The 8,791-nt window shown below is 72.8% G+C and carries 7 protein-coding genes and 1 pseudogene; 1 reads left to right on the top strand and 7 read right to left on the bottom strand.

Annotated elements, in window-relative coordinates; translation table 11 throughout:
- The 4 genes and pseudogenes from EAD98_RS09190 to EAD98_RS31230 form a co-directional block, all read right to left on the bottom strand.
- Positions 1-199, bottom strand: a pseudogene (locus EAD98_RS09190) (GTP cyclohydrolase I); the annotation flags it as partial.
- 35 nt (positions 200-234) lie between these two features.
- Positions 235-2,253 carry an ATP-dependent zinc metalloprotease FtsH gene (gene ftsH, locus EAD98_RS09195; protein WP_121653630.1) on the bottom strand — a complete coding sequence of 673 codons (2,019 nt, stop codon included), beginning with the start codon at positions 2,251-2,253 and terminating at the stop codon, positions 235-237.
- Positions 2,254-2,726: 473 nt separating this feature from the next.
- Complete coding sequence (gene hpt / locus EAD98_RS09200; RefSeq protein ID WP_074315138.1) at positions 2,727-3,302, bottom strand: hypoxanthine phosphoribosyltransferase; 576 nt, start codon at positions 3,300-3,302, stop codon at positions 2,727-2,729.
- Between the two features lie 100 nt (positions 3,303-3,402).
- Positions 3,403-3,540, bottom strand: coding sequence for a hypothetical protein (locus EAD98_RS31230; protein WP_199723349.1), 138 nt, complete (start codon positions 3,538-3,540; stop codon positions 3,403-3,405).
- A 150-nt stretch (positions 3,541-3,690) separates the two neighbouring features.
- On the opposite strand from EAD98_RS31230, the gene EAD98_RS09210 reads away from it, so the two are divergent.
- Positions 3,691-4,653, top strand: a complete 963-nt coding sequence (locus EAD98_RS09210) for a GlxA family transcriptional regulator (RefSeq protein WP_121653632.1) — start codon at positions 3,691-3,693, stop codon at positions 4,651-4,653.
- A 106-nt stretch (positions 4,654-4,759) separates the two neighbouring features.
- Here EAD98_RS09210 and tilS read toward each other — a convergent pair whose 3' ends face one another.
- From tilS to dacB, 3 genes are all read right to left on the bottom strand, one after another.
- Entirely contained in the window at positions 4,760-5,755 is a 996-nt protein-coding gene (tilS, locus tag EAD98_RS09215; protein ID WP_121653633.1) for a tRNA lysidine(34) synthetase TilS, read from the bottom strand.
- Positions 5,756-5,765: 10 nt separating this feature from the next.
- The gene (locus EAD98_RS09220) at positions 5,766-6,836 is read right to left on the bottom strand and encodes a zinc-dependent metalloprotease (RefSeq protein WP_121653634.1); all 1,071 of its coding nucleotides are present in this window, start codon (positions 6,834-6,836) and stop codon (positions 5,766-5,768) included.
- A gap of 80 nt (positions 6,837-6,916) precedes the next feature.
- Complete coding sequence (gene dacB / locus EAD98_RS09225; RefSeq protein WP_121653635.1) at positions 6,917-8,347, bottom strand: D-alanyl-D-alanine carboxypeptidase/D-alanyl-D-alanine-endopeptidase; 1,431 nt, start codon at positions 8,345-8,347, stop codon at positions 6,917-6,919.
- Positions 8,348-8,791 lie beyond the last annotated feature (444 nt).

The raw sequence follows: 8,791 nt of genomic DNA on the forward strand, positions 1-8,791 counted from the left end.
CCCGGGCCGGGGTCTGCTGGAGGCCGTCGCGGTCCGGGTCCTCCCCGACCGCGATCAGGATCTCCCGGACCGCCTTCTCGATTCGACCCAGGTCGATCGCGTCCTCGACCGGGCGGCCGGTCAGCCTGCCGCTGATCAGCCGTGCGGCCACGTAGTCCAGCCCGTCGTCGCCGTCGGGCTCGGTCGCGGAGACGGCCAGCTCCCGGTGAGGGGAGCTGGCCGTCGGGTCGCTGCTCAGTGCGTGCCGTCCGAGTTGTTGGACGAGGCGCCGCCGCCGACCGACGCCTGCGCGCCGTCGGCCTGGGCCTGCGCCTTGAGCTTGTCCTTCTCCGCAGGGGTGAGCACGGGCGGCTCGGTGGAGGGCTGGCGCTTGCCGAAGCCGTTGTACGGCGCCAGCGGCGGGCGCTTGACCACCCGCGCGCAGATCCGGGCCATGTCGGCGGTGGAGAGGGTCTCCTTCTCCATCAGCTCGAGCACGATGTTGTCCAGGACGTCCCGGTACTCGACCAGGATCTCCCAGGCCTCGTCGTGCGCCAGCTCGACCAACGCCCGCATCTCGCCGTCGATCTCGGCGGCCACCGAGTCCGAGTAGTCCCGCTCGTGGCCCATGTTGCGGCCGAGGAACGGCTCGTCCCCGCTGGTGCCGTACTTGATCGCACCGAGCTTGGAGCTCATGCCGTACTGGGTGATCATCGCGCGGGCCAGTTGGGTGGCCTTCTCGATGTCGTTCCCGGCGCCGGTGGTCGGCTCGTGGAAGACCAGCTCCTCGGCGGCCCGACCACCCAGCGCGTACGCCAGGGTGTCGATCATCTCGGCGCGGGTCTGGGTGTACTTGTCCTCGGTGGGGAGCACCAGGGTGTGGCCCAGCGAGCGGCCACGGGACAGGATCGTCACCTTGTGCACCGGCGCGGCGTGCGGCAGCGCCCAGGCGACCAGCGCGTGCCCACCCTCGTGGTACGCGGTGATCTTCTTTTCCTGGTCGCTCATGACCCGGGTCCGTCGCTGCGGACCGGCGATCACCCGGTCGATCGACTCTTCCAGCGAGTCGTTGGTGATCGCCCGCTGGTCCTTGCGGGCGGTGAGCAGGGCCGACTCGTTGATCACGTTGGCCAGGTCGGCGCCGCTGAAGCCCGGGGTACGCCGGGCCACCGAGTCGAGGTCGACGTCGGGGGTGAACGGCTTGCCCTTGGCGTGCACCCGCAGGATGGCCTTGCGGCCCTCCATGTCGGGGGCGTCCACCGGGATCTGCCGGTCGAACCGGCCCGGGCGCAGCAGCGCCGGGTCGAGGATGTCCGGCCGGTTGGTGGCCGCGATCAGGATGACCCCGCCCTTGGTGTCGAAGCCGTCCATCTCGACGAGCAGCTGGTTGAGCGTCTGCTCGCGCTCGTCGTGACCGCCGCCCATGCCGGCGCCGCGGTGCCGGCCGACGGCGTCGATCTCGTCGACGAAGACGATCGCCGGAGCGTTCGCCTTGGCCTGCTCGAACAGGTCGCGGACCCGGCTGGCGCCGACACCGACGAACATCTCCACGAAGTCGGAGCCGGAGATGGAGTAGAAGGGCACCCCGGCCTCGCCGGCGACCGCGCGGGCCAGCAGCGTCTTGCCGGTGCCGGGCGGGCCGAACAGCAGCACGCCCTTCGGGATCTTGGCGCCCAGGGCCTGGTACTTCGCCGGGTTCTGCAGGAAGTCCTTGATCTCGTGCAGCTCCTCGACGGCCTCCTCGGCACCCGCGACGTCCGCGAAGGTCGTCTTCGGAGTGTCCTTGGTGATCATCTTCGCCTTGGACTTGCCGAAGTTGAGCACCCGGGAGCCGCCGCCCTGCATCTGCGACATGAAGAACAGCAGCAGGAGCACGAGCAGCGCGATCGGCAGCAGGTTGACCAGCAGGCTCACCCAGATGCTGTCCGACGAGACCTTGGCGTCGGCCGGGCCGGTGACCCGGTTGGCCGCCTTGGCGTCCAGCACCTCGTTCCAGACCTCGTCGCCCACCTGGTACGGGAACTGGGCCTCGATCTTGTTGGTGGTGGTCTCGCCGAACTTCGTCTTCTGGGCCAGGTCCAGCTGGAGCGTCTGCTCCTTGTCCTGGAAGACGACCTTATTGATCTTGGCGGTGTGGAGCTGGTCGAGCGCAACGGAAGTGTCCACGCGGTGGTAGCTGGGACCAGCGGTGAACAACTGACTGAGCACAACGGCGCCGAGGATGACCAGGATGATCCAGACCACCGGTCGGCGGAAGAAACGCGTACGTTCCATACTGTTGTCGAGCGCCGGAGCGCCCGCATCCTCCTGATCGACGTCCTGACCGTCTGATGGTGTTGCCGCGTCTTGAGCGGCGGCCGGGGCCGCCGTGCGGGCCGGCCTCGACCCCGAGGCGCAAAAACTGCCGCGCCGCGGTCATTCGACGGTACACCGTGTACGCGAGGAGTGAGCTTGCGAGCCCCGCACTCGGCACACCTTCGCATCGACGGCGCGCACCGTGGGCAGGCTCACCAGCCCTCACCGGAACGTACGGCGGGTCCGGGCAGAAGCCGGCGTGGCGGAGAGTCCGGCCCGGCCACCCGAACGCCCGGTAACGCGGTCGAGGGGGTCGGGCGCGAAGTAACCTCCGCGCCACCGGGCTCCACGGTAGCCGGAACAGCTGAGAGTGCGCTGAACGTCGGCTTGACGGATGCCGATGCGAGTTGACCTCACACCGCCGCCGGACGGCGGTTGTGGCCCGGCCGGCGTCAGGACCGGGCGTAGACCTCGGGCTTGAGCACCCCGACGTACGGCAGCTCCCGGTAGCGCTCACCGAAGTCCAGGCCGTACCCGACCACGAACTCGGTCGGGATGTCGAAGCCGACGTACTTGACCGGGACCGGCACCCGGACCGCGTCGGGCTTGCGGAACAGCGCGACCACCTCGACGCTCGCCGCGGAGCGGGACTCCAGGTAGCGCAGCAGCCACGAGAGCGTCAGCCCGGAGTCGACGATGTCCTCGACGACCACCACGTGCCGCCCGGCGATGTCCCGGTCGAGGTCCTTGAGGATGCGGACCACGCCGGAGGAGGTGGTGCCCTGGCCATAGGAGGAGATGGCCATGAAGTCCAGCTCGGCCGGGGGGCCGTTGCGACCCAACGCCCGGGCGAAGTCCGCCATGAACATCACCGCGCCCTTGAGCACGCAGACCAGCAGCAGTCCGTCGCCCACGTGGGCGTAGTCGGCGGAGACCTGTTTGGCCAGTTCCGCCGTCTTCTCGCGGATCTGCGCCTCGGAGATGATCACGTGGTCGATGTCGGCGTCGTACCAGGAGCCGTCAGCCATGACTCCTAGCCTGCCGTACGTCGGATGGCCCCCGTCGGCGGGGCCGCACCTTTTGGCGCGGTCCCGCCCTGGATTTTTCTCGCAAAGGCCATCAAACACATCAGCTGGTACGGGACCGCCAGCGGCGGCCGTCCTCGCTGGGCTTCCAGTCGGCCGAATCGTGACTGTCGGTGGTGAGGCCGGCCGCCGAGGCGGCGACGAGCAGGACGAGGAACAGGAGGAAGAGCAGGAACTCCATGGCGGCGCTCGCTTTCGCATGGTTGCTGTCGGTTTCGCCGCCGGTGCGCACCGGACTGAGACCAGTCTGCGACGACCCACGTCGATCGAACAGTGGCAGAAATGCCACTGGGCATCGATTTTCTGCCATCGATCGGGTTACCCTCGTCACATGCTTCGTTCCGTGGCCGTCCTCGCCCTCGACCAGGTCGCCCCGTTCGAGCTCGGCGTGCTCGCCGAGGTGTTCGGCACCGACCGCACGGCCGACGGCTTCCCCGGTTACCGCTTCCACGTGTGCAGCCCGGACGGCGCGCCCGTGCGCACCTCGTCCGGCTTCCACCTCACGCCACACGCCGACCTCGGCCCCGTGGAGGAGGCCGACCTGGTGGCCGTTCCCGCGCACAGCCAGGGCACCGAGGTTCCCGGCCCGGTGCTCGACGCGCTGCGCCGGGCCGACGCGCGCGGCGCGCACCTGTTCAGCGTCTGCTCCGGCGCCTTCCTGCTCGGCGCGGCCGGGCTGCTCGACGACCGGGAGTGCACCACGCACTGGCGGTACGTCGACGAGTTGCAGAGCCGACACCCGGCCGCCCGGGTGCGCTGCAACTCGCTGTACGTCCAGGACGGTCGGCTGCTCACCAGCGCCGGCACGGCGGCCGGCATCGACGCCTGCCTGCACCTGATCCGTCAGGAGCACGGCTCGGCCACCGCCACCCGGCTGGCCAGACGGATGGTGGTCCCGCCGCACCGCGACGGCGGCCAGTCGCAGTACGTCGAGGCACCCATCCCGAAGGCGCCCGAGGCGCCCACCCTGGAACCGGTGCTGGAGTGGCTGATGGGACACCTGGACCGGACGATCACCGTTGAGGAGCTGGCTGCCAGGGCCGGCATGGCTCCGCGTACGTTCGCCCGCCGGTTCCGGGCCGAGACCGGCACCACCCCGCACGACTGGCTCACCAACCAGCGGGTGCTTCTGGCCCGACGGCTGTTGGAGGAGACCCCGTTGAGCGTGGAGGCGGTCGCCGACCAGGCCGGCTTCAGCGACGCGGCGGCGCTGCGCCACCACTTCAGTCGCCGGGTGGGCGCCACCCCGCACGGCTACCGGACCACCTTCCGCGACCGGACGCACACCGCCTGAGGCACGCCGGCCCGATGCCACCACTCGGAGAGCATCGGCTCTGCTTCACTCCACGCAACACCTCGTAGGCCGCTGCGTTGCGCCGGTTGAAGCAGAGCAGAGGGGCTCAGTCAGGTGGGTCCACGGGCGCCAGCCGGTCGGCACGGCGCAGCACGCGCAGACCACCCGGCAGATCGGCCGGACCCTGACCGTGCCACCGGGTGACCAGGGCGTCCAGCGCGTCGACATGCCGGTACGAGAGGGCACCGGCAACCGCACCCAGCTCACGCGCCCAGGCATGCAGCACCCGGCCGCGTAGCGCGAGGGCCAGATCGGCCAGCGCCGGTACCGATAGCCCGCCTGCGGGATGCCGGGCCGCCGCCAGCGCCGCCTGCGCCAGGTCGTCGAGGGCGGCGTTGTCGGCCGCCACCAGCCGGGCGGTACGCGCCAGATTGTCCAGAACGCCCGGCCCGAGTGCCCGCACCAGCGCCGGCAGCACGTCCGCCCGCACCCGGGACCGGGCGTACGACGGATCGGTGTTGTGCGGGTCCTGCCACGGGCTCAACCCGAGCACCTCACACGCGGCGCGGGTCTGCTCCCGACCGATCTCCAGCAGCGGGCGCAGCAGCGGCACCCCGGACAGCTCCCGCCGGGCGGGCATCCCGGCCAGACCGCGTGGACCGGCGCCCCGGGCCAGCGCGAGCAGCACGGTCTCCGCCTGATCGTCCCGGGTGTGCCCGGTGAGCACCGCGACCGCGTCCTGCTCCCCGGCGACCTCGGTCAACGCCTGGTAGCGGGCCTCCCGGGCGGCCGCTTCAGGTCCACCCGGTCGCCCGGCCACGTCCACCCGGACCACCGTCACCGGCGCGAACCCGGCCTCCCGGGCCCAGGCGGCCACCTCCCCGGCGCGCTGCGCCGAGCCCGCCTGGAGGCCGTGGTCGACGGTCACCAGGCCCGCGGCACGATTCAGCCGGGGCGCCACGAACGCGGCGGCCGCGGCAAGGGCGAGCGAGTCGGCGCCGCCCGAGCAGGCGACGAGCACCGGCCCGCCGGACGGCAGACCGGTCAGCGCGCGGCGGACCGCCACCCGGATCGCGGCCACGGGCGGGGCGAGCGCGGCCACCGGCGGACGGTCAGCCGGCGGCCGGGAAGGTGCCGGCCGGGCCGTGCACCCGGGCCACCCAGGCGTCCGGATCGCCCAGCTCGGAGAGCCGGGGCAGGGTGAGCGGCGAGTTGAAGATCGAGTTGAAGCCGTCCATGCCGACCCGCTCGACCACGCCGTGCACGAACTTGCGCCCCTCGGCGTACTGGCGCATCTTGACGTCCACACCGAGCAGCCGGCGGATCGCCTTCTCCAGCGGGTTGCCCGCCTCGCGGCGACGGTTGAACGACGCCCGGATCCGCTCCACGCTCGGAATCACCTGCGGGCCGACGCCGTCCATGACGAACTCGGCGTGCCCCTCCAGCAGGGTCATCAGCGCGGTGAGCCGGTCCAGCACCGCCCGCTGCGCCGGGGTCTGCACGATGTCCAGCACGCTGGTGCGGCTCTCCGGGTCGCGGATCGCATCGGACAGGGTCGCCACCCCACGCCGCAGCCGCTCGACCAGGTGCTCGCCGCCGCTGGACGAGGCGTCCACGAACGCCTGCACCTCGCTCAGGAAGTAGGCCCGCATCCATGGCACCGCGGTGAACTGGGTCCGGTGGGTGACCTCGTGCAGGCACACCCAGAGCCGGAAGTCCCTCGGGTCGGCCCCGAGCTTGCGCTCCACCTCGACGATGTTCGGCGCGACCAACAGCAGCTGGCCCGGGTCGGCGGAGAAGACCTCGTACTGGCCGAGCACCCGGCCGGACAGGTAGGCGAGCACCGTGCCGGCCTGCACCCCGGTCAACCGGGACCCGATCGCCTCGGTCAGCGCGCCCGGCTGCTTGTCGCCGGAGAGCCGGCTGACCAGCGGGGTGATCACCTCACGTAGCCCGGCGATGTTGGTGGCGGCCCAGTCCCGTCGGTCGACCACCCGCACCGGCGGATGCGCCACCTGCGCACGCAGCCCCGTGTAGTCGGCCACGTGCCCGGCTGCCTCGTCGGTCAGCCGCCGCAGGTCGCCGACCACGTCGGTGGCCTCGGTGTACGACACCCGGGGGCCCGACTTGCTCAACGCCCCCGCTGTGGCGGCGGCCAGATCCCAGTCCACGAACTGCGCCATGGACCCACCGTACCCGCGCCGCAACACCCTGGCCCGGGCTCGCGACGGCGGTCGCAGTCGCACCCGCCGGCCGGCGACGGTCAGCTACAGCCGCAGCCGGCCAGCGCGGCGGCGATCCGGTCCAGAGCCGGTTGGGCGGTGTCCGTGCCACCGGGCACCTTGTCGGTGAGCACGGCGAACGTGAGCAACCGGCCGTCGGCCGTGGTGACCAGGCCCGCGATGGCGTGCACGCCGGTCAGTGTGCCGGTCTTGGCCCGTACGGCGCCCGCGCCCGCACCGGTCCCGGGCGCTCCCCGGTAGCGGTCGTCCAGGGTGCCGGACCAACCGCCGACCGGCAGGCCGCCGAAGATGCCCGCCAGCTCCGGATGGTCGGGGCTGGCGGCCAGCCGGACCAGGTCGGTCAGCACCGACGGGCTGATCCGGTTGCGGCGGGACAGCCCACTGCCGTCGGAGAGGTTGATCTCCTCGGCGGGCAGGCCCAGCTCGGCCACCTCCGCGTCCATGGCGGCGGCGGCCCCGTCGAACGAGGCCGGCTGGTTGCGGGCCAGCGCGACCTGGCGGGCCAGCGCTTCGGCCAGGATGTTGTCGCTCTCGCTGATCATGATGTCGACCAGCCGGATCAGCGGCGGGGACTGCACCACTCCCAGCTCGGTGCCGGGCGCGGGAGAGGACCCACCGGCTGCCGCGGTGGGCGGGGCCGTGCCGCGCTCGACCGTGTCGGCCGGTACGCCGAGCAGGCGCGCGAACGACCGGCCGGCGGCCAGGTCGGGCTCGCTGACCCGCTCGGCTCCGCCGCTCCCGACGCTCGGGTCCCGGCGCGCGCCGTCGGTCATCAGCGCGGTGATCGCGCCGCCGTACCCGCCGGTGGGGATGTCGGCGTCCCAGCCGGGGCCGTAGCGCGGGCCGGAGTAGATCGATCCGTCGACGGTGACGCTGGTCGGTGCGACGCCGCCGAGCGCGGTACGTACCTGGGCGGCCAGGTCGTCGAGGCGCGCGGCACCCGGGTAGTAGCCCTTCTTGTCGACCGCGAGGGTGGTGTCGCCGCCACCGACGATGACCACCTCGCCGGGCTTCGCGCCGGCCACCGCCCGGGTCGGAATCCGGTAGCCCGGGCCACGCGCGGCCAGCACGGTCACCCCGGTCGCCAGCTTGGTGACCGAGGCGGGCACCGTCCCGTCGTCCGCCCCCTTGGCGAACAGCGTCTGGCCGGAGGTCACGTCGGCCACCGAGACGTTCACCCGGTCACCCAGGTCGGCCACCCCGACCAGCGGGTCCAGCGCGGCGCGTACCCCGTCGGGGCTGGGCAGGGGGGCGTTCGGATCCGGGCCGGCGAGCACGTCCGACGGGTCCGGCTCCGCGGACGCGCCGGCGGTCGGCGCGGGCCCGGCGTCGTCGCCCAGCCAGCCGGCGACCGGGCCGGGCCGGGTCACGCCGACCCCGACGCCGGCGAGCACCAGCAGCAACACCAGGGCCAGGACCACCGGCAGCCGCCGGCGCGGCGCGGCGGGCATGGGAGGTGGCACGGCGCCGGTGGACGCGGGAGGTGGCACGGCGCCGGTGGACGCGGGCAGCGCGGAGATCGGCGGGCCCAGCGGCGGGGCGCCGGGCGGGAGCGGGATGGTCGACGCGTCGCCGGGCGGCGGGAGGCCCGGGGCCGGGCTGGTCGGGATCGCGGCCCTCCCGCTGGGCGGGGCGCTCGTGGGCCGGTTGCTGTCGAGGGCCGGGAAACGACCCGTGTTCGGGCCTACGGGAGCCGCCCCCCCGGGTGGACGCCAGGGCAGCGGCGGGGGACGTTCGGGAACCGACTCCGGCACCGGAGGCGACGGCTCCGCCGCCCGGGGAAGATGGGCGTCAGGCACCGGGACCCTACCGGTGGCACCACCGGAGCCGGATCGTCCGGTACCGCGCGCGGCGCCCCCGTCCGGGCGGTAGTGTGAATCTTCCCTCCCCACGAC

The organism is Micromonospora sp. CV4, assembly GCF_003667455.1.
Classification (GTDB): domain Bacteria; phylum Actinomycetota; class Actinomycetes; order Mycobacteriales; family Micromonosporaceae; genus Micromonospora.

Bases quoted from the DNA above. Each gene is read 5' to 3' on its own strand.
- EAD98_RS31230 (WP_199723349.1), bottom strand. From the start codon at position 3,540: ATGGAGTTCCTGCTCTTCCTCCTGTTCCTCGTCCTGCTCGTCGCCGCC.
- hpt (WP_074315138.1), bottom strand. From the start codon at position 3,302: ATGGCTGACGGCTCCTGGTACGACGCCGACATCGACCACGTGATCATC.
- dacB (WP_121653635.1), bottom strand. From the start codon at position 8,347: ATGCCCGCCGCGCCGCGCCGGCGGCTGCCGGTGGTCCTGGCCCTGGTG.
- EAD98_RS09210 (WP_121653632.1), top strand. From the start codon at position 3,691: ATGCTTCGTTCCGTGGCCGTCCTCGCCCTCGACCAGGTCGCCCCGTTC.
- EAD98_RS09220 (WP_121653634.1), bottom strand. From the start codon at position 6,836: ATGGCGCAGTTCGTGGACTGGGATCTGGCCGCCGCCACAGCGGGGGCG.
- ftsH (WP_121653630.1), bottom strand. From the start codon at position 2,253: ATGGAACGTACGCGTTTCTTCCGCCGACCGGTGGTCTGGATCATCCTG.